The sequence below is a fragment of the Actinoplanes sp. NPDC089786 genome (genome assembly GCF_040684855.1).
In the GTDB taxonomy this organism is placed as follows: Bacteria; Actinomycetota; Actinomycetes; order Mycobacteriales; family Micromonosporaceae; genus Actinoplanes.
On sequence record NZ_JBFBGU010000003.1, the window covers coordinates 82,533 to 106,807 of the forward strand.

General features: G+C 72.8%; 25 protein-coding genes. 15 read left to right on the forward strand and 10 right to left on the reverse strand.

Translation table 11 applies throughout. From position 1 onward, the window contains the following. The first annotated feature begins 6 nt into the window (after positions 1–6). The 3 genes from AB0O15_RS14240 to AB0O15_RS14250 are packed head-to-tail and all read left to right on the forward strand — an operon-like array spanning position 7 to position 1,503. Positions 7–303 (forward strand): metal-sensitive transcriptional regulator, encoded by a 297-nt coding sequence (locus AB0O15_RS14240; protein WP_364318285.1) that lies wholly within the window; start codon positions 7–9, stop codon positions 301–303. 14 nt (positions 304–317) lie between these two features. Next, positions 318–530: a heavy metal-associated domain-containing protein gene (locus AB0O15_RS14245; RefSeq protein WP_364318287.1), complete on the forward strand. Its 213-nt coding sequence runs from the start codon at positions 318–320 to the stop codon at positions 528–530. Continuing rightward, positions 523–1,503 carry a hypothetical protein gene (locus AB0O15_RS14250; RefSeq protein ID WP_364318289.1) on the forward strand — a complete coding sequence of 327 codons (981 nt, stop codon included), beginning with the start codon at positions 523–525 and terminating at the stop codon, positions 1,501–1,503. The genes AB0O15_RS14245 and AB0O15_RS14250 overlap by 8 nt, the downstream gene beginning before the upstream one ends. Here AB0O15_RS14250 and AB0O15_RS14255 read toward each other — a convergent pair. Next, a complete protein-coding gene (locus AB0O15_RS14255; protein ID WP_364318291.1) occupies positions 1,492–2,625 on the reverse strand; it encodes an SAM-dependent methyltransferase in 1,134 nt (377 codons plus the stop codon). The two genes, AB0O15_RS14250 and AB0O15_RS14255, sit on opposite strands and share 12 nt — an antisense overlap. A gap of 93 nt (positions 2,626–2,718) precedes the next feature. On the opposite strand from AB0O15_RS14255, the gene AB0O15_RS14260 reads away from it, so the two are divergent. Next, positions 2,719–3,372, forward strand: a complete 654-nt coding sequence (locus tag AB0O15_RS14260) for a biliverdin-producing heme oxygenase (protein WP_364318293.1) — start codon at positions 2,719–2,721, stop codon at positions 3,370–3,372. Further along, a complete protein-coding gene (locus AB0O15_RS14265) occupies positions 3,369–3,668 on the forward strand; it encodes a DUF2470 domain-containing protein (RefSeq protein WP_364318295.1) in 300 nt (99 codons plus the stop codon). Before AB0O15_RS14260 ends, AB0O15_RS14265 begins: the two co-directional genes overlap by 4 nt. A gap of 126 nt (positions 3,669–3,794) precedes the next feature. On the opposite strand, the gene AB0O15_RS14270 is transcribed toward AB0O15_RS14265, so the two are convergent. The 3 genes from AB0O15_RS14270 to AB0O15_RS14280 form a co-directional block, all read right to left on the reverse strand. Continuing rightward, positions 3,795–5,606, reverse strand: coding sequence for a DEAD/DEAH box helicase (locus AB0O15_RS14270; protein WP_364318297.1), 1,812 nt, complete (start codon positions 5,604–5,606; stop codon positions 3,795–3,797). Positions 5,607–5,854: 248 nt separating this feature from the next. Next, positions 5,855–6,079: a DUF3107 domain-containing protein gene (locus AB0O15_RS14275; RefSeq protein WP_364318299.1), complete on the reverse strand. Its 225-nt coding sequence runs from the start codon at positions 6,077–6,079 to the stop codon at positions 5,855–5,857. A gap of 37 nt (positions 6,080–6,116) precedes the next feature. Next, complete coding sequence (locus AB0O15_RS14280; protein WP_364319023.1) at positions 6,117–6,776, reverse strand: TetR/AcrR family transcriptional regulator; 660 nt, start codon at positions 6,774–6,776, stop codon at positions 6,117–6,119. 149 nt (positions 6,777–6,925) lie between these two features. Here AB0O15_RS14280 and AB0O15_RS14285 point away from each other — a divergent pair, with 149 nt between their 5' ends. Genes AB0O15_RS14285 through AB0O15_RS14295 form a run of 3 tightly spaced genes read left to right on the forward strand, consistent with a single transcriptional unit; the run spans position 6,926 to position 10,835 of the window. After that, complete coding sequence (locus AB0O15_RS14285) at positions 6,926–8,899, forward strand: Daple (RefSeq protein WP_364318300.1); 1,974 nt, start codon at positions 6,926–6,928, stop codon at positions 8,897–8,899. Further along, entirely contained in the window at positions 8,896–9,984 is a 1,089-nt protein-coding gene (locus tag AB0O15_RS14290) for an alpha/beta hydrolase (RefSeq protein WP_364318302.1), read from the forward strand. Before AB0O15_RS14285 ends, AB0O15_RS14290 begins: the two co-directional genes overlap by 4 nt. A 41-nt stretch (positions 9,985–10,025) precedes the next feature. Then, positions 10,026–10,835: a DUF3152 domain-containing protein gene (locus tag AB0O15_RS14295; RefSeq protein ID WP_364318304.1), complete on the forward strand. Its 810-nt coding sequence runs from the start codon at positions 10,026–10,028 to the stop codon at positions 10,833–10,835. A 409-nt stretch (positions 10,836–11,244) separates the two neighbouring features. Here the strand turns inward: AB0O15_RS14295 and AB0O15_RS14300 are convergent, their stop codons facing one another. Both AB0O15_RS14300 and AB0O15_RS14305 read right to left on the reverse strand, forming a co-directional pair. After that, positions 11,245–11,556 carry a hypothetical protein gene (locus AB0O15_RS14300; RefSeq protein WP_364318305.1) on the reverse strand — a complete coding sequence of 104 codons (312 nt, stop codon included), beginning with the start codon at positions 11,554–11,556 and terminating at the stop codon, positions 11,245–11,247. Between the two features lie 333 nt (positions 11,557–11,889). Further along, the gene (locus AB0O15_RS14305) at positions 11,890–12,951 is read right to left on the reverse strand and encodes a hypothetical protein (RefSeq protein ID WP_364318307.1); all 1,062 of its coding nucleotides are present in this window, start codon (positions 12,949–12,951) and stop codon (positions 11,890–11,892) included. Positions 12,952–13,015: 64 nt separating this feature from the next. On the opposite strand from AB0O15_RS14305, the gene AB0O15_RS14310 reads away from it, so the two are divergent. The 3 genes from AB0O15_RS14310 (at position 13,016) to AB0O15_RS14320 (ending at position 16,327) form a co-directional block, all read left to right on the forward strand. Continuing rightward, a complete protein-coding gene (locus AB0O15_RS14310) occupies positions 13,016–14,209 on the forward strand; it encodes a DUF3152 domain-containing protein (RefSeq protein ID WP_364318309.1) in 1,194 nt (397 codons plus the stop codon). 99 nt (positions 14,210–14,308) lie between these two features. Further along, entirely contained in the window at positions 14,309–15,490 is a 1,182-nt protein-coding gene (gene moeZ / locus AB0O15_RS14315) for an adenylyltransferase/sulfurtransferase MoeZ (RefSeq protein ID WP_364318310.1), read from the forward strand. 30 nt (positions 15,491–15,520) lie between these two features. Further along, entirely contained in the window at positions 15,521–16,327 is an 807-nt protein-coding gene (locus AB0O15_RS14320) for a prenyltransferase/squalene oxidase repeat-containing protein (RefSeq protein WP_364318312.1), read from the forward strand. 58 nt (positions 16,328–16,385) lie between these two features. On the opposite strand, the gene AB0O15_RS14325 is transcribed toward AB0O15_RS14320, so the two are convergent. Both AB0O15_RS14325 and proB read right to left on the reverse strand, forming a co-directional pair. After that, positions 16,386–17,630, reverse strand: coding sequence for a glutamate-5-semialdehyde dehydrogenase (locus tag AB0O15_RS14325; protein ID WP_364318314.1), 1,245 nt, complete (start codon positions 17,628–17,630; stop codon positions 16,386–16,388). Between the two features lie 12 nt (positions 17,631–17,642). Next, complete coding sequence (gene proB, locus AB0O15_RS14330; RefSeq protein WP_364318316.1) at positions 17,643–18,749, reverse strand: glutamate 5-kinase; 1,107 nt, start codon at positions 18,747–18,749, stop codon at positions 17,643–17,645. A 60-nt stretch (positions 18,750–18,809) separates the two neighbouring features. On the opposite strand from proB, the gene AB0O15_RS14335 reads away from it, so the two are divergent. After that, positions 18,810–19,112 (forward strand): MGMT family protein, encoded by a 303-nt coding sequence (locus AB0O15_RS14335; RefSeq protein ID WP_364318318.1) that lies wholly within the window; start codon positions 18,810–18,812, stop codon positions 19,110–19,112. Here the strand turns inward: AB0O15_RS14335 and AB0O15_RS14340 are convergent. Then, positions 19,109–20,497 (reverse strand): gamma-glutamyltransferase, encoded by a 1,389-nt coding sequence (locus AB0O15_RS14340; protein WP_364318320.1) that lies wholly within the window; start codon positions 20,495–20,497, stop codon positions 19,109–19,111. The two genes, AB0O15_RS14335 and AB0O15_RS14340, sit on opposite strands and share 4 nt — an antisense overlap. Before the next feature lie 49 nt (positions 20,498–20,546). On the opposite strand from AB0O15_RS14340, the gene AB0O15_RS14345 reads away from it, so the two are divergent. After that, on the forward strand, positions 20,547–21,863 hold the full coding sequence (locus AB0O15_RS14345; RefSeq protein ID WP_364318321.1) for an MFS transporter: 1,317 nt from the start codon (positions 20,547–20,549) through the stop codon (positions 21,861–21,863). A 151-nt stretch (positions 21,864–22,014) separates the two neighbouring features. Here AB0O15_RS14345 and AB0O15_RS14350 read toward each other — a convergent pair whose 3' ends face one another. Further along, entirely contained in the window at positions 22,015–22,233 is a 219-nt protein-coding gene (locus tag AB0O15_RS14350) for a hypothetical protein (RefSeq protein WP_364318322.1), read from the reverse strand. 55 nt (positions 22,234–22,288) lie between these two features. On the opposite strand from AB0O15_RS14350, the gene AB0O15_RS14355 reads away from it, so the two are divergent. Together AB0O15_RS14355 and AB0O15_RS14360 are read left to right on the forward strand one after the other, a co-directional pair. After that, positions 22,289–23,725, forward strand: coding sequence for an aspartate aminotransferase family protein (locus tag AB0O15_RS14355; protein ID WP_364318323.1), 1,437 nt, complete (start codon positions 22,289–22,291; stop codon positions 23,723–23,725). A gap of 16 nt (positions 23,726–23,741) precedes the next feature. Continuing rightward, the gene (locus AB0O15_RS14360) at positions 23,742–24,275 is read left to right on the forward strand and encodes an NADH-quinone oxidoreductase subunit B family protein (protein WP_364318324.1); all 534 of its coding nucleotides are present in this window, start codon (positions 23,742–23,744) and stop codon (positions 24,273–24,275) included.

Genomic DNA, 24,275 nt, shown 5'->3' on the forward strand with positions numbered 1-24,275 from the left:
GGCGGCATGAGTGACGACCACGCCGGGCCGCACGGCTACTCCGGTGACAAGCAGGCGCTGCTCGGGCGGCTGCGCCGCATCGAGGGCCAGATCCGCGGGCTGCAGCGGATGGTCGACGAGGACACCTACTGCATCGACGTGCTGACGCAGATCTCCGCCGCCAAGAGCGCCCTCCAGGCGGTCGCGGTGGGTCTCCTCGAAGACCATCTCGCGCACTGCGTGGTCGACGCCGCCCGGGCGGGCGACCCGACCGAGAAGGTCAAGGAGGCGTCCGACGCCATCGCCCGCCTGGTCAAGAGCTGACGGAGGATTCGACAATGTCTGTGACCACCACCTACACCGTCACCGGAATGACTTGCGGCCACTGCGTCAGCGCGGTGACGAACGAGTTGAGCGGGCTGTCCGGCGTCGACGACGTCCAGGTCGACCTGGGCTCCGGCGTGGTCACCGTGACCAGCGTGGCGCCGTTGGACGCCGACGCGGTACGGGCCGCGGTGGACGAGGCCGGCTACGAGCTCGCCGATGTCTGAGGACGTTCTGAACCGCCCGCCGGCCCGGGAACAGAGCGCCGCGTTCAAGCTGGCCGTCTTCGGCGCCGTGCTGATCGTGGTGCTGTTCGCCGGGTACGGCATCGGGCGGCTGAACGAGTCGCCGGCCGCGTCCAGCGCCCCGGCCCAGCCCGCGGCTGACGGCCACGGCCACAACGCGCCGGCCGCCGCGCCGTCCCACGATGACTCCGGTCAGGCGCCACACGTCCACAACGCCGACGGGTCGGTGACGCCGGGCGGCGGGTCGGGCAGCGCCGACGTCGGCGGGCTGAGCCTGACCAGCGCGGGCCTGACCCTGGCGCCGAAGTCGTCGACCTTCGCGGCCGGGCGGACGCAAGACTTCTCGTTCGCGATCCGTGGGGCCGGGAACGCGGCGATCACCACGTTCGCGGTCGTGCACGACAAGCCGCTGCACCTGATCGTGATCCGGCGCGACCTGTCCGGCTTCCAGCACGTGCACCCGACGATGGCGCCGGACGGCACCTGGAGCATCCCGCTGACCCTCGCCCGGCCGGGAAGCTACCGGGCGGTCGCCGACTTCACCGCGATCGTCGGCGGCCGGCAGGTGCCGGTGACGCTGGGCGCCGACCTGACCGTGCCGGGAGACTACCGGCCGGTGGCGCTGCCCGCGCCGGTGCAGCAGGCGGTGACCGGGGAGTTCCAGGTGGCGTACGAGGGGCAGCCGCGGGTCGGGGTGACCCAGCCGCTCTTCATGACCGTGACGTCGGCGGGCCGACCGGCCACGTTGGAGCCCTACCTCGGGGCGTTCGGCCACCTCGTCGTGATGCGCGAGGGTGATCTCGGCTACGTGCACGTCCACCCGGAGGCGACGCTGGCCGACGGCAAGGTCAAGTTCTGGCTGGCCGCACCGGGGCCGGGCCGTTACCGGATGTTCTTCGACTTCCAGGTCGGCGGCAAGGTGCACACCGCCTCATGGACCGCCTCAGTCGGATAGCAACGTGGCCAGCGCCGGGGTCACACCCCACTGCGCGGTCAGGGCGTCGTACTCGTCACGCGGGCCGGAGGCGCCCGTGTGACGAGCGCGCAGGAGCAGGTTGCGCGGGGTGTGCGCGGAGTCGACGAACTCGACGACGTCCACTTTGTAGCCCTCGGCGCGGAGCAGGGCCGCGCGGAGCGTGTCGGTCAGCACGTCGGCGAAGCGCTCGCGCAGGATCGGGTGGCGGGTCACCTCGGCGTACGGCTCGGGGGCTGGGTGGGCCTTGAGCTGGGCGGCGATGTCGTGGTGGCAGCACGGCGCGGCGAGCACCCAGGTCGCGTCCCAGCGGACCGCGCGGGCCAGGGCCTGATCGGTCGCCGTGTCGCAGGCGTGCAGGGCGAGGACCAGGTCGGGGCGCACGTCGACCGAGGCGTCCTCGATGGTGCCGGCCACGAAGGTCACGTCATCGGCGCAGTCCAGCGCTTCGGCGAGAGCGGTGTTGCGTACCCGCTGATCTTCGCGGACGTCGACCCCCACGACCCGGACCTGACCGCCGCGGTCGGCGAGATAGCGGTAGGCCGCGAACGTCAGGTAGGCGTTGCCGCAGCCCAGGTCGACGACGTGCAGCGGGGACGGCAGCTCGGCGGGCAGCGTCGCGGCGAGCGCGCGGAGGAAGGCGTCGACCTGGCGGCGCTTGGCCGCGGTGGCGCCGAGCACCCGGAACAGCGGGTCGCCCGGGTCGAGCAGCCACTGCTTGGCCCGGTCGTGCTCGCGGGGCGCGGCGTCGGTGCGGTCGGCCGCCGCCCGGTGCACCTGGGCGTCGCCCTTCTTCGTGATGCGGACCTGCACGGTGGCCGCGGTCGTCTCGACATGCCAGTTGCCGAACGGCTCGGCCAGCAGCTCGTCGACCGCGGCGGCCGCCTCGGGGCCGGGGGAGACGTTGCGGGTGAACGGGCGCGCGCCGTCGTCGGTGACGATCTGGAGCTTGGTGCCGCCCTTGAGCGACACCGGGCGCAGCTCGGCCCGGCGTACCGAAGGCTCCTGACCGCGCCGTTTGCCGGCCGCCACGGCCCGGGTCAGCGCGGGGTCGAGCAACAGGTCGCGAACTTCGGCCAGGATGGTGTCGAGGGACTGGGGCATCCCACCATTCTGCCCCGTTCGAAAGATCGCCCCCATCGGTTAGGCTGACCTAACTCACGGGGCGAAGACCGAGCCAGACCGAGGGGTTGCCGGATGTCAGTCGCTGAACCGACCGAGGCGGAGCGGCTGTCCGTCCGGCTGCGCTCGGGCACCCGTGCCGATCATGAGGCGGCCATGGGTAGTGGCTACCTCGACCGGCTGGCCGACGGGCGGCTGCCCCGCGAGGCGTACGCCGATCTCGCCGCGCAGCACTGGTTCATCTACCGCGACCTCGAGGCGGCGGCGCTGGCCCAGCTCGACGACCCGGTGGCCGGCGGTTTCGTGCGGCCCGAGCTGCGCCGCGAGCCCGCCCTCGCCGCCGACCTGGCCTTCCTGGTCGGCCCCGACTGGCCGTCGCGGGTCGTGGCGCTGCCGGCCACCCGCGCCTACACCGCCCGGCTGCGCGAGGTGGCGTTCGACCGGGCGCCGGCGTTCATCGCGCACCACTACACGCGTTACCTCGGCGACCTCTCCGGCGGCCAATATCTCGGCCCGGCCATCGCCAGGTCGTACGGGCTGAACGGCGACGGCCACCGGTTCTTCGTGTTCGACGGCATCCGGCCGGCGGCCTTCCGCACCCGCTACCGCGAGATGCTCGACGCGCTGACCTGGGCGGCCGCCGAGGAGCAGGAGTTCCTCGACGAGGTGGCCGAGGCGTACCGCCACAACATCGCCGTGCTGGCCGAGCTCAAGGAGCGCTGGACGTGACCGACCCGTTCCCGCCCGAGGTGGTGGCGCAGATCGCCCAGCACATGAACGGCGACCACGCCGACGACAACGTGCTGATCGTGCGTGGTCTAGGCGGCGCCGGCGACGCGACGGCGGCCCGGATGTCCGGAATGGACGCCGACGGAATGGACTTCACGGCCGCCATCAACGGTGTCGAGGTGCCGATCCGCATCCCGTTCAGCGAGCGTCTGACCGAGCGCCGCCAGGTCCGCGCCGAGGCGGTCCGCATGTATCACGAGGCCTGCACCGCGCTGGGCGTCACGCCTCGACACTGAAAGATCCAGATCTGACGGGTACGCCCGGCCACTCCCAGCCTTCCGCGGCCGGACGGCGCCGGTCGAGCAGGGAACGGCGTCAACCCCACCCGCGGCCGGGGTCACCGGCCGCGAGGGGGAGCGATGTCACGCCTCGGCCGTGGTTCCGACGCCGGCCTCGGAGCCGCCGGACATCTCGGCCGTGGCGCTGCCCGAGCCGGACCCGCGGTTGCCTCGGCCACCCCGACGACGCCGGCGGCGCGGACGGTCATCGCCGTCACCGCCCTCATCGCCGTCGCCGGCCGATTCGGTGGTGGCTTCCACCGCGGTGTCGTCGTCGCCGGCCGAGAAGAGCATCTCGGTCGGGGCGGCGGCGGTGCGCCGGCGACGCCGCGGGCGTTCCTCGTTGCTGACCTCGGCCACCGGCGCGTCCGGCGACGTCTCGGTCGTGGCGTCGGCGGGTGTGGCGACGTTGTCGTCCTCGCCCTCGAGCCGGCGCCGGCGACGCTGCCGCTTGGGCCCGTCGGCCTCACTGCGCTCGGGCGCCGGGGCCTCGGCCGCCGGACCGGGCGCGTCGCGGCGGCCCCGGCGGCTGCCGGCCCCACTGCGACCGGCGTCCCGGCGAGGCCGACGGCCACCGCCCAGGTCTTCCTCGACCTCGGCCGACAGCCCGGCCCGGGTGCGGACGGCGGTCGGCAGCGTGCCGGAGATGTCGGAGGGGATGTCCAGGTCGGCGTAGAGCGCCGGCGAGGTGTGGTACGTCTCGGGCGGCTGCGGCATGCTGAGCCCCATCGACTTGTCGATGAGTACCCACCGCGGCATGTCTTCCCAGTCCACGAAGGTCACCGCGACACCGGTGGCGCCGGCCCGGCCGGTGCGGCCGATGCGGTGCGTGTAGGTGTCCGGGTCTTCGGGACAGTCGTAGTTGATGACATGCGTCACACCGGAGACGTCCAGGCCGCGGGCGGCGACGTCGGTGGCGACCAACACGTCGATCTTGCCGGTGCGGAACGCGCGCAGGGCCCGCTCGCGAGCGCCCTGGCCCAGGTCACCGTGGACGGCGGCGACGGCGAAGCCGCGGAAGTCGAGATCTTCGGCGACCCGGTCGGCCGCCCGCTTGGTGCGGGTGAAGATCATCGTCAGGCCGCGGTCCTTGGCCTGCAGGATGCGGGCGACCATCTCCAGCTTGTTCATCGGGTGGGTGCGGTACACCACCTGCTTGGTCAGCGGGCTGGGGCCGCTCTCGCTGGTGTGCCCGGCGTGGATGGTCACCGGGTGGGTCAGGAAGCGGCGGGACAGCGCCACGATCGGGTCGGGCATGGTCGCCGAGAACAGCATCGTCTGACGCTGCTCGGGGAGCATGGCCAGGATCTTCTCGACGTCCTCGAGGAAGCCCAGGTCGAGCATGCGGTCGGCCTCGTCCAGCACGAGCGCCTTGATGCTCTTCAGCTTCAGCATCTTCTGCTTGGCCAGGTCGAGCAGGCGGCCGGGGGTGCCGACCAGGATCTCGACGCCCTTCTTGAGCACGTCGACCTGCGGTTCGTAGGCCACACCGCCGTAGATCGGCAGCACCCGCACGCCGCGGGTGGCGCCGGCCGCGGCGATGTCGCGGGCCACCTGGAGGCCCAGCTCACGGGTCGGTACGACGACCAGCGCCTGGGGCTGGCCGTCCGCGCCCTCGGACGGGGCGAGCACCCGCTCCAGCAGGGGCAGGCCGAAGCCCAGGGTCTTGCCGGTGCCGGTGGGCGCCTGGCCGATCAGGTCGGTGCCGCGCAGGGCGATCGGAAGGGCGTACTCCTGGATCGCGAAGGCCCGGGTGATGCCGGCCTTGGCCAGCGCCTCGACGGTCTCGGCCCGGACGCCGAGCTCGGCGAAGGTCGGGCTGTCGGCGCGGACGGGGGCGCGACTCAGCACAGGGACCAGAGCGGGCTCTGTCTCGATGTTCTCGATCTCACTCATGAAGTTCTACGGGTGCCTCTCGTGGTGCGCCCGTCGAAGTCCTGGGCGCGTTTCGGGTAGGGCGCGGGCCACACGCGAACCGAAGTCGCGGGCCGCACGCGCTGTCGCGGCGGGACGTCAGAAGAGATCAACGTCGGCGGCAACAGGTGAAGTCTACCCGACCAAGAGATCTGGCTGCTCGGGAGCGTGATATAGCGGCCGGGCGCACAGGAACTCGCCCTGGAGGCGCCCGGCCGTGACGAGGCGAGTCAGCGGGTGGTGAAGCCGAACGGCCGGCTGGTGCTCTCGGCGATCTCCACGTACGCGATCTTGGCGACCGGCACGATGACCTTGCGGCCCTTCTCGTCGGTGAGCGAAAGAAGGCCGTCCTTGGCGATCGCCTCGGACACCGCCTGCTCGACCTCCGCCGGGGTCTGTGTGCTCTCGAGCGTCAGCTCACGCGACGCATACTGCACGCCGATCTTGACCTCCACGGGGTCCTCCTTGACGAAGTGGTGTTCCGCATGAAGGCTAGCCGATTTCCTCAGCCGTTCCCGGTGATGACCCGTCCTGCAGCGGGAAGCTCGCGATACCCCGCCAGATCAGGGACGTGACCAGGGTCTCCGCCTCGCCCTTGGGGGTCGGCCGGCCGTGCGCCAGCCACCACTGCGCGCTCTGGCCGGAGGCGCCGACGAGCCCGGAGGCGAGCAGCTCGGCATGCGGCCGGCTGACGCCGGTGTCCGAGATGATGGTCTCGGTCACCGCCGCGATGCAGCCCTGCTCCACGCGCTCGACCCGCTCGCGGACCTGGGGGTCGTTGCGCAGGTCGGACTCGAAGACGAGCCGGAAGGCTTCACTCTCATGGTCGACGAAGTCGAAATAGGCACGGACGGCCCCGCGGACGCGTTCCTTGTTGTCCGGTGTGGCGTGCATCGCATCTTGCACCTTGGCGATTATCGCGTCGCAATGCGTGTCCAGCAGGGCCAGATAGAGCTCGAGCTTGCCGGGAAAGTGCTGGTAGAGAACCGGTTTGGAGACGCCGGCCCGCTCCGCGATGTCGTCCATCGCCGCAGCGTGGTAGCCATGGGCCACGAAGATCTGTTGCGCGGCCGCGAGCAGCTGTTTGCGCCGGGCTGACCGGGGAAGACGCGTGGGCCGCGCGGTCTGAGCCCCGCCGGACGCAGTGGTCATGATCTCTCCAACCTCTTCAAGCCAGGGTCCCCCGCTCATCGCCCGCCCGGTCGGGTCGTAACCCTCGGCCGGGCAATTGTCGCGACGCTGCAACTTATCGCCACTGCCCTCACACGGTAGCCTCAGCGGGGGCGAGCAAGGAGCGCGCGGTGGACGAAACAGGGCATTCCGGTGACACCGGGGCAGCGGGTGGCGGCGGCGCGGATGCGCGCGACCGCACCCTGCTGAACGGCTGGGCGAGTTCCCGCAGCCCGTGGTCGTCCGCGGCGGATCAGGGCGATGAGTCCGACGATGACGTGCCCTCCTGGCGCCGGCCCGCGCAGGAGATCCGGCCCTTCACCCGGCAGCCGCCGGGCGAGCGGCCGTCCGGTGACGTCCGTCCATTTCCGGGGAGTGCCGAGATTCATCCGTTCCCGGGCGCGCAGGCGCCCCAGCAGCGCAGTGCTCCGCCCGCCGACTCGTCCCAGGCGCCGCCGCCCCAGCCCGAGCCGCCGTCCGCCGGGTCCGAGCCGGGGGCGCCCCGCTGGTCGGACAGCAACCGCCGATACGAAGACCTGCTCAAGCACTTCTCCGGCACCCGCGGCAACGAGCCGTTCGCGCCGGCCCGGTTCAACAACCTGTCCCGGCCCGACACCCTGCAGGACGACGAGGACCGCCGCCCTGCGCCCGGCCGGCCACGTGACGACGAGCGCCCACCCGCCCCGGCCCTGCTCGACCCGCCCACGCCGAGCAGCGCGCCGCCGTACCCCTATGAGGGTGACCTGGACGACGACAACGGTTACCGGCCCCAGGCCGCGAACCAGCAGACCACCTTTCCGGCCGTGCGCGCGGCGCCCCCGCCCGGCCGCCGCAACGAGCCGGCCCGGCACGCCCTCGACCCCACACCCGTCGCGGGCCTGCCACACATCCAGCCGCCGTCGTCCGACTCCGGCCAGGGCCCGGATGCCCCTCGGGTGCGCCAGCCCTACGATCCGGTGACGTTCCCGCGCCGGCTCCCGTACGAAGCGCCGCCCGGGCCGGCCGTGGCGCCGTCCGCCGGTGGGTACGCCTCGCCGGTGGCGTACCCCGGTCAGGCCGCCACGACCGCGGAGGACGCCGCCAACGCCCTGCCCCAGCGGGTCCCGGCCAAACCGGACGTGCCCAACGTGCCCACCGTGCCCGAGCCGGCCCTGGTCGAGCCCTCGGCCGAGACGCCCGAGCTCGCCCGCATCGCCAACCGCCTGCGCCGCGACGACCTGCTCGACCCCGACGAGCGGCAGGAAGGCTTCGACGTCCAGGACATCCTGGCCGCCGTCCGCGAGGTCGCGGGCGTCCGCGACGCGATGGTGCGAACCACGCCCGCCGGCGCCAACAGCCTCCGCCTCGACCTGGCCGAGGGCGCCGACCCGGCCGAGGTCAGCCGTCTGGTGGCCCGGCTGTTGCAAGACCGGATGGGCCTGGACGCCGCGCCGCAGGGCGGCAGCGACCAGCCGACCGGGCCGCTGCCGCCCCACCCCGCGCCGATCGCCTCGGCGTCGGTGCCGACCACCCCGATGCCCGCCGCGTTCGTGCCCAGCCAGCCCGGCCCGGCCGACCCGATCGCCGGCAGTGCCCCCGCGCCCGCCGGCGACCTGCGCCGGATGCCGACCATGCCGCAGCCGCCGACCCTCGACGAGCCCGGCGCCGAGACCGAGCCCGGCCCGCCCGGACCGCTCGACATCGGGCACGAGCCGGTGCCGCGCGTCATGATCGACAACGTGCAGGTGACCACCTTCGGCACCGAGGCGTCGGTCGAGGTGCGGCTGATCATGGGCGGCCGCGCGGCCAAGGGCATCGCCACCGGCCCGGCCGTGGACGGCTACCTGCTGCGGCTCTGCGCCACCGCCACCACCGAGGCGATCAACGACCTGCTCGTCGCCGCCGACCGCCGGCCCGAGGGTCCGGCCCGGTGCTTCGTCGAACACGCCGGGGCCGTCCCGTTCGGCTCCAACCAGGTCGCGGTGGTCGTGCTGCTGATGTCCTGCGGTGGCTGGGTGGAACAGCTGGCCGGTTCGGCCATGGTCGGCAACGACGGACGCCACGCGATGGTCCGCGCCACATTGGCCGCCACGAACCGGCGGCTGGAGGCACTCTTGTCTCGATGAAGGGTGCTCAGCTGGCCGCCGACAGCGCGCTGCCGCCGGACGGGGCGGTCCCGCCACCGCCGTGGCCACCGCGCCAGGTCGTGATCAACGGCGCGATGATGCACGTCCGCGACACCGCCGCGACCAGCCCGTCGGCCGAGCCCGCCGTCTACGTGCACGGGCTGGGCGGCTCGTCACAGAACTTCACCGACGTGGCCGCGCTGCTCGCCGACCGGTTCGACGGCCAGGCGGTCGACCTGCCCGGCTTCGGCTACAGCGACCCGACCAAGCGCTACTCGATCCCCGCCTTCGCCGACCTGCTGATCGCCTACCTCGAGCACGAGGGTCGCGGGCCCGTCCATCTGGTCGGCAACTCGCTGGGCGGGTCGATCTCGGTCCGGGTCGCGGCGTTGCGTCCTGATCTCGTACGCACCCTCACCCTGATCTCCCCCGCCATGCCGTTCCTCGACCCGCGCCGCACCGCCCACGGCCCGATCCTGCCGCTGCTCGCGCTGCCCCGCGCCGACCGGCTCTTCGCCCACGGCATGGCCCGGATGACCGTCGAGCAGATGACCGACGACGTGCTGGCGGCCTGCTTCGGCGACGTCACCCTGGTGCACGCCCAGCGCCGGGCCGAGGCGACCGAGGAGATCCGCCTCCGCCACACGGTCGCCCATTACCCCAAGGCCTATCTGGGTACGCTGCGCGGCCTGGTCTCCAGCTTCGTCCGCGCCTACCTGCCCGGGGCCGGCTCGCAGTGGCGGCTGGCCGCCCGGATCACGGCGCCGACCCTGGTCATCGGCGGCCTCTCCGACAGCCTGATCGACCCGCGGGTGCCGGCGCAGGTGGCGCGGGTGGTGCCCGACGGGCGGCTGCTGATCCTGCCGCGGGTGGGTCACGTGGCCCAGATGGAGGTGCCCCGGCTGGTCGCGCGGGCGGTGGTCGGCATGCTCGACGCCCCTCCTGGCCCTTCCGTGTCGCCTGCCTCGCCTGCCTCACCCGCCCCGGCCGCCTCGCCCGCCTCGGCCGCTTCGCCGGCCTCACCCGGCCCACCCGCCTCGGCTGCCTCGGCCGCCTCGCTGGGGGAGGCTTCGCCGGCGGCCTGAGTGCCCGGTGCGTGATCAGCTTCTGTGCGACGCTGGAGGCGATGACCATCGTCCGCAGGCACCAGGCACCGGATCGCCGGTGGGTGCTCGCCGTACCCTTGATCATCTTGATCCTGGTGGCCGTCGCCGGCCTGGTCCGTCAGCGGCTGGCGCAACCATCCGCCCCGCCGCCGGGCGCCGCTCCGTCCCCGTCGCCTGCCTCGTCCACGCCCACGCCGCCGCGCACCTTCCTCAAGACCGACCCGGTCCGTCTGGTCGGCCCGGTGCCGGCTCGCGGGCAACGCACGTTCGGGTACGCGACCGGCCGGGGCAAGGTCCTCGGGTACGCCGGCCCGGTCCGCCGCTTCAAGGTGGCCGTGGAGCGGGGCAGCGACGAGGACCCGAACGCCTTCGCCGCCGCCGTCGAGTCGACCCTGGGCGACCCGCGCAGCTGGATCGGCAACCGCGAGCTGCGACTCCAGCGGGTGGGCGGCGCCGAGCCCTCCGACTTCGTGATCTACCTGGCGACCCGGGACACCGCCGCCGCCATGTGCGCCGCCGGCGGCCTCGACATCCGCGACCGCGGCCAGCCGTACACCTCCTGCCGCACCACCGCCCGCGTGATCATCAACCTCGACCGGTGGCGGTTGTCCGCGGCCCCCTACGTGGCGGCCAAGGTGCCCCTGACCACCTACCGGCAGTACGTGATCAACCACGAGGTCGGCCACGAACTGGGCCAGGGCCACCAGGACTGCCCCCAGCGCGGAGCCGCGGCCCCCGTGATGGTCCAGCAGACCCTGTCCCTGCGCGGGTGCGTGCCCTACGCGTGGCCCCGGCGCGCCAACCGGCCCTACGCGGGCCGCGGCATCTGAGGCGTCCGTCGCTTTGGAGCTGGTGTCATAGGGCGCTCATCGCTTTGGAGCCGGTGTCACGAGGCGCTCGTTGCTCTGAGCCGGGCGCTGCCAGCCGATTCGGCTGACCGAGCCGGTTGTCCGGCCGCTGGGCGGGTGGCGCTTCGGCGGGCGGTAGGCCGTCCTTCGGCGAACGAATGGGGCGGTTCGCACGGGGAGTCGGGAAACGCCTGTGACGAGCCCCAGGTCGTGGCACTCTGGCTTATGTTATGGCAAAGGCGACAAAAGGTTCCGCAGACCCTCGGGCCGCCGCTGAGGATCTGTCCATCCGGGACCACACGACGGCGATCCCCCGGCGCGCCTCACGGTCGGCTGCCCGCCCGACCACAGGTGTGACCCCCGCCCGCCCTCCCGCCACGTCCTCCGGCCCTCAGCCGGTGCGCGGCCCGGACGGCCGCTTCCAACCAACCGCGCCCCCCTCGCCGGCGAAGCTCACCGCCGCCGCCCGCCCAGGCCAGCCGGCCACCCGCCCGGCCTCGTCCGCCCAGCCGGTGGCGTCCGGCGGAGTCAAGATCTCAAACGGCTCGGCCCCGGCCAAGAAGCCGGCCGCGCCTCGCCCGGCGTCGTCGGCCAAGCCGGTTGTGGCTCGTGGTGAGCAGACGCCGGCCCGCCCGGCGTCGTCGGCCAAGCCGGTGACGGCGGACGGGAAACAGACGAAGGCCCGCTCGGCGCCGCCTGCCAAGGCAGTTCGCGGCGTCCGGGCTCCTGGTCGCCCGGCACCGGCCTCGAAGCCGGCCCTAACACTTGCTGCCCAAACTGCCCACCCGGTCACGAGCACGAAGCCGTCGCCCAAGCCCGCGGACGCGAGCGACGGGAAGCCGGGCCCCGAGGCGATGAGTAGCGAGAAGGCGAGCACGGAGAAGACCCGGGCCGAGAAGGCGGGGGAGCCGGTTCAGGGCCTGGTCGCAGCCCCTCATGCAGAGACAGCGTCGGGTGACGACGCTGCGCGGGGAGTGGGCGAGGGGCTGGTCGCCATCCCTGGGGGCAAACCCGAGGCGATCACCGCTCGGGTGGATCAGCCGGAAGACCCGGACGGCAACAGCGAGCCGGTGCCGAGGGTGGCGGCTGCCGCCTCCAACTCGCGGCGGTCGACTACGGCGAGTATCCCGGCGCGGAGTTCCACGGAGTCGGGGAGCAGCCAGCGCCGGGCCACCGCGCGAGCGAAGTCGACCGGCGGGACCACCTCGCGGAACGAGTCGGGAGCGTCCCGCGCGGCTGCGAACAAGTCGACCGCCAGCCGGGCTGCCTCCCGGTCAACCGGGAAGACCTCGGCCGGGTCGGCTCGGCCGGCGCCCTCTGAGACGGCCCGGAGCACGCGCGGCACGACCGCATCGAAGGCGACGGCCGCAAAGGCTGCGCCTGCTAAGGCGTCGGTCGCGAAGGCCGCGCCCGCAAAGCCGGCGACAACCAAGGCGGCGCCCGCGAAGTCGGTGGCTACCAAGGCGGCGCCCGCGAAGTCGGTGGCTACCAAGGCGGCACCCGCAAGGACGGCGGCTACCAAGGCGGCACCCGCAAAGGCGGCTGCTACCAAGGCGGCACCTGCAAAGGCGGCGGCGACCGCAAAGGCGGCGACCACCACGGCAGCGCCCGCAAAGGCGGCGGCTACGAAGGCTGCGCCCGCAAGGACGGCGGTCACGAAGGCGGCGCCCACGAAGACGACGGCGACGCCTGCGAAGACGCCTGCTACGCAAACAAAGACGTCGGCGGCGCCCGCTAAGACGGGGGCTGCGCCTGCGAAGACGACGGCCACGTCCGCAAGGCCGGCGGCCACGAAGGCGACGCCCAACAAGGCGACGCCCAACAAGGCGACGCCCAACAAGGCGACGCCCAACAAGGCGACGCCCAACAAGGCGACGCCGACCAGGGCGACGTCAACGGGGACGACGCCGACCGGGTCCGCGCCGGCCAGCAAAGCGACCGGCGGAAGCACGAAGACCACGCCGAGCAAGGCCGGCGCCATCGCTGCGGCACCCGCCAAGCCGGCGGCCACCAAGCCCACGTCGACCAGGAGCACACCGACCAAGGCCGCAACGACGGAGGCCGCGCCCACCAGAAGCGCGGCGACGGAAACGCCCACGCCCAGGAGCGCGGCGGCACCCGCGCCGGCCGTACCCAAGGACGAGCCGGAGTCGCCCACCTCGGTGACGCCGACGGCGGAGCCCGTCGGACCGGTGGCCGAGGTCGCCGCCGCCCAGCCCGACCTCAGGGCCGACACCGCCGAGATCCCTCGCGTGGAGCAACCCATCGAGGAGCGGCGCGGCGGCGTGGTGGCAGCCACCCTCCGCCCGGCGATCGAGGAGACCCAGCCCCAGGCCCAACCGGAATCCGACCCGGTCCCGGGGTTCGTCTTCGCCTCACCCGGCGCCCCGCTGATCCTGCCGCCGGCCGACCGCGGCCCCGGCCCCGGCCCGGAGGCCCAGCCGCGCGGCACTCGCTACGGTCGCCAGCCGCTCACTCCGAGCGCCCGCAAGGCCCTGCAGCGCCGCCGCCTGGTCGCCCTGATCGCGTTCGTGCTGCTGGCCGTGATCGTGCTGCTGATCGGCCAGTTCGTCCGGGGCGACGACGGCCGGCGGGTGGCCAGCCGGCCGGCCGCCACCGGGGGAGTGGCGCCGGCGGTGGGCGGGGGGATAGGCGGGCCGGCCACCGAGCCCAAGGTCGAGCCCCCAGTGGCGACGGCCAACGGTGCGACCGGCAAGACGGCGGCAACGACGACGGCGGCCACCACCGCGCCGGCCGACACCGCGAACACCGCGCCGACCAGGGTGGCGGCGGCCGACGCGAGCGGGTTCACGTTTGTTGCCGGATACGGCCCGGTCCTGGGCGCGTCCGGCACCCTGCGGCGGTTCAAGGTGAGCGTCGAGAAGACGATCGGCCAGGGCAACGGCGGTGACTTCGCCGACGAGATCGACCGTACGCTCGGTGACGAACGCGGGTGGACCGCCGGGCGGCAGTTCCGGCTCCAGCGGGTGCCGGCGGGGGCGGCCGGCGAGTTCACCATCTACCTGGCCTCGGCGACGACCACCCAGCGGATGTGCAACGCCGGCGGCCTGAAGACGGACGGGTTCACCTCCTGCCGGCTGCCGGGGCAGGTGGTCGTGAACGACGCCCGGTGGCAGGACGCGGTGCCGGACTACAACGCGCCGCTCGAGACCTACCGGGCCTACGCGCTCAACCACGAGGTGGGACATCAGCTGGGGTACGGCCACGAGGCCTGCCCGGGCCGCGGTCAGCCGGCCCCGGTGATGCTGCAGCAGACGTACGGCCTGAACGGCTGTGTCGCGAACGCCTGGCCGTACGTCGACGGCAAGCGGTACGCCGGCCCGCCGGCCGCCTGAATCCCGCATGTCGGGCCCGTGGCCCACGTCATGCCCCTTCGGCGCGGCAAACGAGCAACAATGGGCCGAGCACCTTACCGCCCACCCGGGGAGTGAACCGTGTCCTTGCCCCCGCTCGTCGAGCCCGCCGCTGATCTCTCGGTCGATGAGATCCGCCGCTACTCGCGCCACCTGATCATCCCGGACGTCGGGATGGACGGTCAGAAGCGCCTGAAGAACGCCAAGGTGCTCGCCGTCGGCGCCGGTGGCCTCGGCTCGCCCGCTCTGATGTATCTGGCCGCGGCCGGTGTCGGCACGCTCGGCATCATCGACTTCGACACGGTCGACGAGTCGAACCTCCAGCGCCAGATCATCCACGGTGTGTCCGACATCGGCCGGCCCAAGGCCGAGTCGGCGGCCGACAGCATCCGCGAGATCAACCCGCTGGTGAACGTGGTCATCCACAACACGTCGCTCGACCGCGACAACGTGATGGAGATCTTCAGCCAGTACGACCTGATCGTCGACGGCACCGACAACTTCGCCACGCGTTACATGGTCAACGACGCGGCGGTGCTGCTCGGCAAGCCGTACGTGTGGGGTTCGATCTACCGTTTCGACGGCCAGGCGTCGGTCTTCTGGGCCGAGCACGGCCCGTGCTACCGCTGCCTCTACCCCGAGCCCCCGCCGCCCGGCATGGTCCCCAGCTGCGCCGAGGGCGGCGTGTTGGGCGTGCTCTGCGCGTCGATCGGGTCGATCCAGGTCAACGAGGCGATCAAGCTGCTCACCGGCATCGGCGAGCCGCTGGTCGGCCGGCTGATGGTCTACGACGCCCTCGAGATGGAATACCGCAAGATCAAGGTCCGGAAGGACCCCGACTGCGTGCTCTGCGGCCCGAACGCCACCCAGACAGAGCTGCTCGAAGACTACGACGACTTCTGCGGCGCGGTCTCCGAGGAGGCGCAGGAGGCGACGCTCAACGCGACCATCACGGCCCGTGAGCTGAAGGACTGGCAGGACTCCGGCAAGGACGTGTTCCTGGTCGATGTCCGCGAGCCCGCCGAGTTCGAGATCGTCCGCATCCCGGGTTCGACGCTGATCCCGAAGGGCGAGATCCTGTCCGGCGAGGCCCTGTCCCGCTTCCCGCAAGACCGCCAGATCGTGCTGCACTGCAAGTCGGGGGTACGCAGCGCCGAGGCGCTCGCGGCCCTCAAGGCGGCCGGTTTCAAGGACGCCGTGCACGTCCAGGGCGGGGTCGTGTCCTGGGTAAACACGGTCGACCCGTCACTTCCGTCATATTAAAAACGGCCGCAAAGCAGTAGCGTCAGCCCCGTGGTGGACCTCGATGCCGCGATCGGCTATGTGGTGGGGCACGGCGATGCGGTGGAACGCGCCCGGTTGTCGTTCCTCCGTAGCGGCGCGCCGCCTCCGCCGCACATCATCGAGCGCATCGCCGCCGGCCAGACCGCGAGTGGCGGCTGGCCGGCGTCGGGCGACGGTGTGGTGCCGTCGGTGGACGCCACCTGTTTCCGGCTGGGTGAGCTCGACGACCTTGGTGGGCTGCACGGTCCCGAGGTCGAGAAGGCGCTGACCTGGCTGGCCACCGCCCAGCGGCCGGACGGTTCCTGGCAGGAAGACGCCTCGCTGGCCGACCAGGCCCCCGAGTGGGCGATGCCGGGCGACCCGGAGGCGACGCTCTATCTCACCGCGGTGGCCGGGTTCTGGCTGACCGTGGCCGAGGCTGGGGCCCATCCCCATTTCGAGGCGCCGGCCCGGCACGCGTCGGTGCTCACGGCGGCGGCCCGCTTCGCGGCTTCCCAGGTACGCCCGGACGGCACCTGGCCGTCCTTCCTGGCCGCCGGCTGGCACCTGGCCGGGCTGCTGCACGGCGAACAGTTCTTCTACGAGTCGGCCCGGGTCCAGTTGGTGTTGGGTGACCGCCTCGCCGACATGTCGCCGGCCGACGTGGCCGCGATGGCCGCCACCCTGCGCCGGCTCAACCTGGGCGACGACTGGCTGGTGCAGAGCGCCCGCAAGCGCCTCGCCGAGACCCAGCGCACCGACGGCGGCTGGGACAGCGACGAGGGCCCGAGCTTCGACGTGAACACGACCCTGATCGCGATCAGGGCCTGCCGTTAAGAAAGATCCGGGCCTGCCGGTTGAGAAGCTTCCGGGCCTGCCGCCGAGGGGCTGAAGCTCAGCGGGTGTGCCCGTTGCCGGTCACGATGTACTTCGTCGAGGTCAGCTCGGGCAGCCCCATCGGGCCGCGGGCGTGCAGCTTCTGGGTGCTGATGCCGATCTCGGCCCCGAAACCGAACTCCCCGCCGTCGGTGAACCGGGTCGACGCGTTGATCATCACGGCGGCCGCGTCGACTCGGGCGGCGAAGCGCCGGGTGGCGACCAGGGACTCGCTGACGATGGCCTCGGTGTGCCCGGAGCCGTAGTGGCGAATGTGGTCGAGCGCGTCGTCGATGGAGTCGACCACCGCGACCGAGAGGTCGGCCGACAGGTATTCCTTGCCCCAGTCCTCGTCGGTCGCCGGGACCACGTCGAAGGACGTCTGCTGCACCCGCGCGTCGCCGTGGATCGTGACGCCGCGGTCGATCAGCTCGGCCAGGACCAGCGGCAGGAACGAGTCGGCGATCGCGGCGTGCACCAGCAGCGACTCGGCCGTGTTGCAGGTGGAGAGCCGCTGGGTCTTCGAGTTGACCGCGACCGCGAGCGCCTTCTCCAGGTCGGCGTGCTCATCGACGTACACATGGCAGTTGCCGACCCCGGTCTCGATCACCGGAACCGTGCTCTCCTCGACCACGGCCTTGATCAGCGCGGCCCCGCCGCGCGGGATCAGCACGTCGACCAGCCCGCGGGCCCGCATCAGCTCCTTCACCGAGTCGCGGGTGGTCGCGTCGAGCAGCTGGATCGCGTTGGCCGGCAGCCCGGCGTCGACGACCGCCTTGCGCAGCACCGACACGATGGCCGCGTTGGAGCTGAAGGCCGAGCCGGAGCCGCGCAGCAGCGCCGCGTTGCCCGATTTGAGGCAGATGCCGGCCGCGTCGGCCGTCACGTTGGGCCGGCCCTCGTAGATGATGCCGACGACGCCGAACGGCACCCGCACCTGCCGCAGCTCGAGCCCGTTGGCCAGGGTCGAGCCGCGCACGACGTCGCCGACCGGGTCGGGGAGCGCGGCCAGTTGTTCCAGCCCGCCGGCCATCGCGTCGACCCGCTCGGTGGTCAGCGTGAGCCGGTCGATCATCGCCTCGGACAGGCCGCCCGAGCGGGCGTTGTCGACGTCGACCCGGTTGGCCTCGACGATCTCGTCGGCCCGGAGGCGGAGGCGGGACGCCATGAGCAGCAGCGCCGCGTCTTTCTCGGCGCGCGTCGCCGCGGCCAGATCGATGGAGGCGACCCGGGCGTCCGAGGCCTGCTGCTGCACGGTGGTCATGATGAGACCTTTCTAGAGGAGTACGAGGTCGTCACGGTGGACGACCTCACGTTCGTAGCCGGGGCCGAGCGCCGCGGCCAGCTCGGGCGTGGACCGGCCGAGAAGCGCGGGCAACTCGACGGCGTCGTAGTTGACCAGGCCTCGGGCCACCGGCGCGCCGGAGCCGGCGTCGACCAGATCGACCGGGTCCCCGGCCGCGAAGGAGCCGTCGACCGCGGTGATCCCGGCCGGCAGCAGCGACTTGCGGCGGGCCACCACCGCGGCGACCGCGCCCGGGTCGAGGTGGAGCCGTCCCCTTGGCGCCGTGGCGTGGGCCAGCCAGAACAGCCGGGCCGTGGGCCGGTGGGCCGCGGCTTCGAAGAACGTGCCGATCTCGGCGCCGGACGTCGCCTCCGCGGCCAGCGCGGCCGACGTGAGCACGACCGGAATGCCGAACCCGGTGGCGATCCGCGCCGCCTCGACCTTGGTGACCATGCCGCCTGTGCCCAATTTTCCCGCGCCGCTGACCGAGACTTCCGACAGGTCGGATTCATCGCGAATGACGGCGACCCGGCGGGACGAGGGGTCGGACGGGCGGCCGGTGTAGAGCGCGTCCACGTCGGACAGCAGCACCAGCAGGTCGGCCTGCACCAGGGCGGCGACGAGCGCGGCCAGGCGGTCGTTGTCGCCGAACCGGATCTCGTCGGTCGCCACCGTGTCGTTCTCGTTGACGATCGGCAGCGCGCCCAGGTCGAGCAGCTTGCGCAGGGTCCGGTAGGCGTTCCGATAATGCGCCCGGCGGGTCACGTCGTCCACGGTCAAGAGCACCTGGCCCACCGTCAGCCCGTGGCGGGCGAAGCCGGCCGCGTACCGGCCGATCAACAGCCCTTGCCCCACCGAGGCTGCGGCCTGCTGGGTGGCCAGGTCGCGCGGACGCCGGGGAAGATTCAACGGGCTCAGCCCGGCGGCGATCGCGCCACTGGAGACCAGCACCACCTCACGCCCGCCGGTGGCCAGCCCACCCAGCACGTCGACCAGAGCGTCGACGCGCTGGTCGTCGATCCCGCCGGACGCCGTGGTCAGCGAGGACGACCCCACCTTGACCACGACCCGGCGCGCCTCGGTCACCGCTTCGCGCACCCGCCCATTCTGCTCGCCCGCCACCGCCGGCCCGCCGCGAGATCCCATATCGTGGCCCAGGTGACACCGCAGGAGTACGTCGAAGAGGTGCTCTCACTCGTCGAGCGCATCCCCGAGGGCCGCGTGATGTCGTACGGCGCCATCGCCGACGTGCTGGCCGATCGTTCCGGCCGCAACTCCGCCCGCCAGGTCGGCACGATCATGTCCCGGCACGGCGGCGCCGTCCCGTGGCACCGCGTGGTGGCCAGTTCCGGCCGCCTGGTCCCGGGCCACGAGCAGGAGGCCCGCCAGCGTCTGCTCGCCGAGGGCGTACCCCTGAAGGGCGACCGCGTCGACATGAAGCGAGCCCACTGGATCCCCTAGAGGAGCAGACCCACCCCGCCGCGCCGTGGGTCGCCGGCCGCCCCGCCCGCGCCGACCGCGGTCACCCCGCCGAAGTAGTGGTTCATCTCCGGCCACCGGTTGATCGCCCAGCCGGCGTCGGTCAGAGCCGACAGATCGGACTCGGGCAGCCCGGGCTCGGCGTGCACGGTGCCGTCGACGACGTGGAAGCGCGGCCGGGCGATCGCCGACGCCAGGTCGAGCCCGTCCACCAGCACCCCGAGCAGCGTGTCGATCAGCGCGGTCCGGATCCGGGACGCGCCCGCCGACCCCGCCGCCACGATCAGCCGCCCCTGGTCGTCGATCACCACCAGCGGGCACATGTTCGACGACATGCGCCGCCCCGGGGCCAGGTCCGCGGTGATCAGCTCGCCCTCGCCGAGCATCGAGTTCAGGTTGACGCCCAGCCCCGGCAGCCAGACCGCGGCGCCCAGCCCGAGCGTCGTGGTGATCACGCAGGCGTTGCCGTCGGCGTCGACCACCGACACGTTCGTGGTGTCGCCGATCTTCTGCCGTCCCTGGTCCCGCAGCGCCGTGGCCAGCGCCACCGGCGTCACGTCCGGTGGCAGCGCCGCGATCGTGTCCACGGTCCGGCTCAGGTCGTGCCGCGCCCGCACCCGATAGCCGTTGAGGGAAGCGTGGTCGACCGAGGTCTCATGCACCCGGTAGGCCGACAGGTCGGACAGACCGAGCGCCCCGCCCGCCGATCGCACCGCGTCCACCATCGGCCGGGCGAACGCCCCGGTGTAGAAGGCCGCCGGCCCCTCGTCGGCCAGACCTTCCAGCGCCGTCGCCAGGCCCGGGTGGAACAGCAGGTCGCCGCCTTCGAGCAGCTTCCCGTTCGGGGTGTAATAAGCAGCCCCTTCCCCGTACGCCAGCGCGGGCGCACAGGACACCAGGGTGCGGGCCTGCGCGGCGGGCAGCACGACGCCTGTTTCCGCGAGGCGCCGAGCCGGTTCGACGACCGAAGCCCACGGCAGCCGTCCCCACCGCCGATGCACCTCGCCGCAGCCCGCGGGCACCCCCGGCACGGCCACGCTGGCACCGCCGATCTCGTACACCTGGGGAACGCCGCCGAACAACACGTCCACCTTGACCATCGGCCCGGCCGAGGCGTCGCCGTCGGTGCCCGGCACCGCGACGAAGAAGTCGAGGCAGGTGACCTCGCCGGTGGCCGCGTCGAAGTAGGTGGCGAACCCGCCGCCGCCCAGCCCGGTGTAGATCGTCTCGGCGACGCAGCAGGTCAGCACCGCCGCGACCGCCGCGTCCGCCGCCGTGCCGCCCTCGCGGAGGATCCGCAGGCCCACCTCGGCGGTGACCGGATGGGCCGCCGCCACTCCCGGCGAGGCCGGACTCAGCACGCTCATCGGACGAACTGTAGGCGTATCGACTACATGATCGATAACATCCGCGTCCATGACGGTCGCCCGTCCCCCGGAGGAATTAACCACGCGCACCCGGGCCGGTTATGCCCTCGGTTCGCTGGTCACCGGCGCCTTCGGCACGGTCCCCGGGCTGCTCCTGCTGCCATACCTGACCGACACCCTCGGCGTGACGGCCGGCCTGGCCGGTCTGCTGGTGCTCCTGCCCAAGGCCTGGGACGTCCTGTTCAACCCGATCGCCGGTCGCGTCTCGGACCGTCGCGGCGACCGCCGCCCGTTCCTGCTCGGCGCCGGCCTGCTGCTCGCCGTGCTGTTCGCGCTGATCTTCGCGGGTCCGTTCGGCGCCGGTCCGGCCGCCGGCCCGTACGTCGCGGTCGCCTTCCTCGTCGCGGCCACCGCCTACGCCTTCTTCCAGGTGCCCTACGTCGCGATGCCGGCCGAGCTCACCGACGGCTACGCCGAGCGCACCCGCCTGATGACCTGGCGCGTCGCGGTCCTGGCCCTGGCCATCCTGATCTCCGGCGCGCTGGCCCCGCTGGTCGTCGAGCAGACCGGCGGCGGCCTGACCGGCCACCGGTGGTCGGGCGTGTTCGTCGGCGCGCTCATCGTCGTGGGCACGCTGGGCGTCTTCTGGGGTACGCGCACAGCCCGGTCCCGAGCGCCCGAGCAGACCGAGCCGAGCTTGCGTACCCAGCTCAGGATCGCCGCGGCCAGCGGCCCGTTCCGGGCCCTGCTGCTCTGCTTCGTGATCCAGTCGGCCGGGGTGGCCACCATGCTGGCCGGCGTGCAGTATTTCGCCGACCACATCGTGGCCCGCGACTCCGCCGCCACGTTCCTGTTCGCCGCGTTTGTCGGCCCCGCCCTGCTCGTCATGCCGCTGTGGAGCCGGGCCGGCGCCCGGCTGGGCAAGCGCCGCAGCCTGATCGCCGCCAGCCTCCTCTACGCCCTGGGCACCCTGCTGCTGATCCCCGCGTCGGCCGGCCCGCCCCTGGCGATCTACCTGGTCGTCGCCCTGGTCGGCATCGGCTACGCCGGCCAGCAGGTCTTCGCCATGGCCATGCTGCCCGACTGCATCGCCGCCGAGACCACCCGCACCGGCAAACGCCAGGCCGGCGTCTTCACCGGCGTCTGGACCGCGGGCGAAACCTTCGGCCTTGCTCTCGGCCCCGGCCTCTACGCCGCCGTTCTCCAGCTCTTCGGCTACGTGTCCTCGTCAACCGGCGAGGCCGCCACCCAGACCGGCACCGCCCGCCTCGGCGTCCTGCTCGGCTTCACCGTCCTGCCGGCCCTGTTCGTGGCCACCGCCGTCCTCCTCCTGCGCCGCTACCCCGACCGCCCCCCTTTGCTCTGAGCGCGTATAGGCACCACATGCTCTCCGCCGTGAACAGGCACAACACCCCGAAGCGCGCCCGAACCCCACAGCTCTGAGCGCGTATAGGCACCACCCGGCCCGAGCGTGCGCGCGATCCAAACCCAGGTCAGGGGCCGTTGCCTATACGCGCTCAGAGCAAAAGCGGCCAGGGCGGGATGGCGGCGACCGCCGAGCGGACGCGGTGAAGCGCGGGCTCGAGCCGGTCGAGAGGCGGCGTCCCGAGCGCCAGCCGCAGCGCGCGTGCGGCCCCGACGGACCGACCGCGCAGTGCGGCTGCCGCGACCCGCTGCCGGGCCGCCGCGTACGCGCGACGGGACTGTTCCCACGAGGCGACCGAGGCGGTGGCCACCGGTCCGGCCCGGTACACCGGACGTGGGAGCGGAGGTTTGGGATAGCGTCCTGGCATGATCGATGCGCTGCCGGCCACCGGCGTCTCCGCAGCTCAGGTGCTCGCTGAGTTGCGCGAGCTGCGGGCCGCCGACCTGCCGACGCACGGCGGGCGGCTGTTCGCGTACGTCTATGACGCCGACGTCGCCGGGCTGGACGAGCTGGCCCAGGCCGCGTACGCCCTGTCGTCGCACGTCAACGGCCTGGACCCGACCGCCTTCCCGAGCCTGCTGGCCATGGAGAACGCCCTGGTCGGCGCGGCCGCGCGGCTGCTCGGCGGCACCGGCGAGACGGTGGGGACGGTGACCAGCGGCGGCACCGAGTCGATCCTGCTGGCGGTGAAGGCGGCCCGCGACGCCCGCCCCGAGATCGACCGGCCGCGGATCGTGATGCCCTCCACGGCGCATGCCGCGTTCGCCAAGGCCGGCCACTACCTGCGGGTGGGCCTGGACGTGGTGCCGGTCGGACCGGACCTGCGGGCCGACCCGGCGGCGATGCGGGCGGCCATCCGCTACGAGACCGTGCTCGTGGTGGCGAGCGCGCCCTCGTACGCCCACGGGGTGATCGACCCGGTCACGGAGATCGCCGAGGCCGCGGCGGGCCTGGACGTGCGCTGTCACGTGGACGCCTGCTTCGGCGGCTGGGTGCTGCCCTACCTGCGCCGGCTGGGCGCCGAGCTGCCCGCGTTCGACCTGTCCGTGCCGGGTGTCACGAGCATCTCGGTCGACCTGCACAAGTACGCGTACGCGCCGAAGGGTGTCTCGGTCCTGTTGCACCGCGACCAGGCGCTACGGCTGCCGCTGTACTTCGCCCACGCGGACTGGCCGGGCTACACGATGATCAACCCGGGCGTGGCGTCGACCCGATCCGGTGGGCCGATCGCCGCGGCGCTGGCCGTGCTGCGCCACCTGGGCGACGCCGGCTACCTGGACCTGGCCCGGGAGACCCGCGAGGCGGTGGTCACCCTGGCCGCGGCGGTGCAGGCCACCGATGGGGTACGCCTGTACGCGCCGACCGAGACCACGGTCGTCTGCCTGACCACCGAGGACGGCGTCGACCCGTTCGTGCTGGCCGACGAGCTGGCCGCCCGGGGCTGGCACACCCAGCCGCAGATGGGGTACGGCAAACTCCCGCCGACCATCCACCTGACCGTGACGGCCGCGGTCCGCCCGACCACCGGGGCGTTCGTGTCCGACCTGGCCGACGCCGTGGCCGCGACCCGGGCCCGCGGCCCGGTCGAGCTGCCGGCCGACCTGGTGGCGACGGCCGGCGCGCTGACCCCGGCCGCCGTGACACCCCAGCTGGTGGCCGGGCTGGCCGCCGGCCTGGGCCTGGCCGACGGGGCGGCCGGTCCGATGGCCGCGGTCAACACGCTGCTCAACGCCGCGCCGCCGGCCCTGCGCGAGGCGTTGCTGACGGGGTTCCTGAGCCTCTTGCAGCGCCCGACCCGTTGAGGCGTAGCGTACGAGCGTGGCCTTGCCTGGAGTTCTCGGAGAGCCCATCCGGTTCGTGCTGAACTGGGGGCGCCGCTACTCGCTGTGGGTCTTCAACTTCGGCCTGGCCTGCTGCGCGATCGAGTTCATCGCGTCCAGCATGGGCCGGCACGACTTCATGCGGCTGGGCGTCATCCCCTTCGCGCACGGCCCACGACAGGCCGACCTGATGGTGGTGTCGGGCACGGTCACCGACAAGATGGCCCCGGCGATCAAGCGGCTGTACGACCAGATGCCCGAACCCAAGTACGTGATCTCGTTCGGCTCCTGCTCGAACTGCGGCGGCCCGTACTGGGACTCGTACTCGGTGACCAAGGGCGTCGACCAACTGATCCCGGTGGACGTGTACGTGCCCGGCTGCCCGCCCCGGCCCGAGGCTCTGCTGCACGGCATCCTGCGTCTCCAGGAGAAGATCGCCGGCGAGCAGTCCGGCGTCGGCGGGGTGAACCGGCGCGACTCGGCCTCGTTGTCTGCCCCGATGGTCGTCCCGCCGGTGGCATCCGGGGGCTAA

Bases quoted from the DNA above. Each gene is read 5' to 3' on its own strand.
- AB0O15_RS14240 (WP_364318285.1), top strand. From the start codon at position 7: ATGAGTGACGACCACGCCGGGCCGCACGGCTACTCCGGTGACAAGCAG.
- AB0O15_RS14245 (WP_364318287.1), top strand. From the start codon at position 318: ATGTCTGTGACCACCACCTACACCGTCACCGGAATGACTTGCGGCCAC.
- AB0O15_RS14250 (WP_364318289.1), top strand. From the start codon at position 523: ATGTCTGAGGACGTTCTGAACCGCCCGCCGGCCCGGGAACAGAGCGCC.
- AB0O15_RS14255 (WP_364318291.1), bottom strand. From the start codon at position 2,625: ATGCCCCAGTCCCTCGACACCATCCTGGCCGAAGTTCGCGACCTGTTG.
- AB0O15_RS14260 (WP_364318293.1), top strand. From the start codon at position 2,719: ATGTCAGTCGCTGAACCGACCGAGGCGGAGCGGCTGTCCGTCCGGCTG.
- AB0O15_RS14270 (WP_364318297.1), bottom strand. From the start codon at position 5,606: ATGAGTGAGATCGAGAACATCGAGACAGAGCCCGCTCTGGTCCCTGTG.
- AB0O15_RS14280 (WP_364319023.1), bottom strand. From the start codon at position 6,776: ATGACCACTGCGTCCGGCGGGGCTCAGACCGCGCGGCCCACGCGTCTT.
- AB0O15_RS14290 (WP_364318302.1), top strand. From the start codon at position 8,896: ATGAAGGGTGCTCAGCTGGCCGCCGACAGCGCGCTGCCGCCGGACGGG.
- AB0O15_RS14295 (WP_364318304.1), top strand. From the start codon at position 10,026: ATGACCATCGTCCGCAGGCACCAGGCACCGGATCGCCGGTGGGTGCTC.
- AB0O15_RS14325 (WP_364318314.1), bottom strand. From the start codon at position 17,630: ATGACCACCGTGCAGCAGCAGGCCTCGGACGCCCGGGTCGCCTCCATC.
- AB0O15_RS14340 (WP_364318320.1), bottom strand. From the start codon at position 20,497: ATGAGCGTGCTGAGTCCGGCCTCGCCGGGAGTGGCGGCGGCCCATCCG.
- AB0O15_RS14345 (WP_364318321.1), top strand. From the start codon at position 20,547: ATGACGGTCGCCCGTCCCCCGGAGGAATTAACCACGCGCACCCGGGCC.
- AB0O15_RS14355 (WP_364318323.1), top strand. From the start codon at position 22,289: ATGATCGATGCGCTGCCGGCCACCGGCGTCTCCGCAGCTCAGGTGCTC.